The following is a 1,714-nucleotide window of genomic DNA, read 5'->3' as shown; positions in this document are numbered from 1 at the left end:
CACGGGTTATTAGTATCGGTAAGCTCCATGTATTACTACACTTCCACACCCGACCTATCAACGTGGTGGTCTACCACGACCCTTCAGATGGCTAATGCCATGGGATATCTCATCTTGAAGTGGGCTTCCCGCTTAGATGCTTTCAGCGGTTATCCCTGCCGAACTTAGCTACCCAGCAATGCCCCTGGCGGAACAACTGGTGCACCATAGGTTCGTCCATCCCGGTCCTCTCGTACTAGGGAAAGATCTCCTCAAATATCCTGCGCCCGCAACAGATAAGGACCAAACTGTCTCACGACGTTTTAAACCCAGCTCACGTACCACTTTAATTGGCGAACAGCCAAACCCTTGGGACCTGCTTCAGCCCCAGGATGTGATGAGCCGACATCGAGGTGCCAAACCTCCCCGTCGATATGGACTCTTGGGGGAGATAAGCCTGTTATCCCCGGAGTACCTTTTATCCGTTGAGCGACGACCCTTCCATGCGGAATCGCCGGATCACTAAGACCTACTTTCGTACCTGCTCGAGATGTCTCTCTCGCAGTCAAGCTCCCTTATGCCTTTACACTCTACGGCTGGTTTCCAATCAGCCTGAGGGAACCATCGCGCGCCTCCGTTACTCTTTGGGAGGCGACCGCCCCAGTCAAACTACCCACCAGACAATGTCCTGGATCCGGATCACGGACCGCAGTTAGATTCCTAAGATAACAAGGGTGGTATTTCAAGGTTGACTCCACGACCACTGGCGTGGCCGTTTCAAAGTCTCCCACCTATCCTACACATGTTACCTCAAAAACCAATGCCAAGCTGTAGTAAAGGTTCACGGGGTCTTTCTGTCTTGTTGCGGGTAACCGGCATCTTCACCGGTACTACAGTTTCGCTGAGTCCCTGGTTGAGACAGTGGGGAAATCGTTACGCCATTCGTGCAGGTCGGAACTTACCCGACAAGGAATTTCGCTACCTTAGGACCGTTATAGTTACGGCCGCCGTTTACCGGGGCTTCGGTTCATTGCTTCGCTTGCGCTGACAAGTCCCCTTAACCTTCCGGCACCGGGCAGGCGTCAGACCCTATACTTCGTCTTTCGACTTCGCAGAGTCCTATGTTTTTAGTAAACAGTCGCTCCCCCCATTTCACTGCAACCAGACTAGGCTCCATAAGTAAATTATTTCACCTTGCTGGCACACCTTCTCCCGAAGTTACGGTGCTATTTTGCCGAGTTCCTTAACCAGAGTTCTCTCAAGCGCCTTGGTATCTTCTACCTGCCTACCTGTGTCGGTTTACGGTACGGTCACAATCATAACTAGATACGAGGATTTTCCTGGAAGCATGGAACCAACCACTTTATTGTCTAAAAGACATCGTCATCACACCTCAGTGTTAAAGAGACCCGGATTTGCCAAAGTCTCACACCTACATGCTTAAACCGGGACAACCAACGCCCGGATGGTCTTACCTTCTCCGTCCCCCCTTACCATCAAACATTATGATAGTGGTACAGGAATATTAACCTGTTTCCCATCGACTACGCCTCTCGGCCTCGCCTTAGGAGCCGACTAACCCTGAGCAGATTAACTTGACTACAGGAAACCTTAGGCTTTCGGCGTGAGGGTTTCTCACCCTCATTTTCGCTACTCGTGTCAACATAAGCTCTTGTGGAACCTCCAGCACTCCTTTCGGTGTACCTTCTCAGGCGGCCACAATGTTCTCCTACCA

Annotated in this window: 1 rRNA gene; it reads right to left on the bottom strand. The window is 51.3% G+C overall.

Annotated features, from left to right (window positions below):
• Position 1: 1 nt before the first annotated feature.
• Positions 2 to 1,714: ribosomal RNA gene (locus tag FCL48_RS24565) — 23S ribosomal RNA — on the bottom strand; the annotation flags it as partial.

The organism is Desulforhopalus sp. IMCC35007, from assembly GCF_005116575.1.
Lineage (GTDB): Bacteria > Desulfobacterota > Desulfobulbia > Desulfobulbales > Desulfocapsaceae > Desulforhopalus_A.
This window is presented reverse-complemented; position numbering and strand designations above follow the sequence as displayed.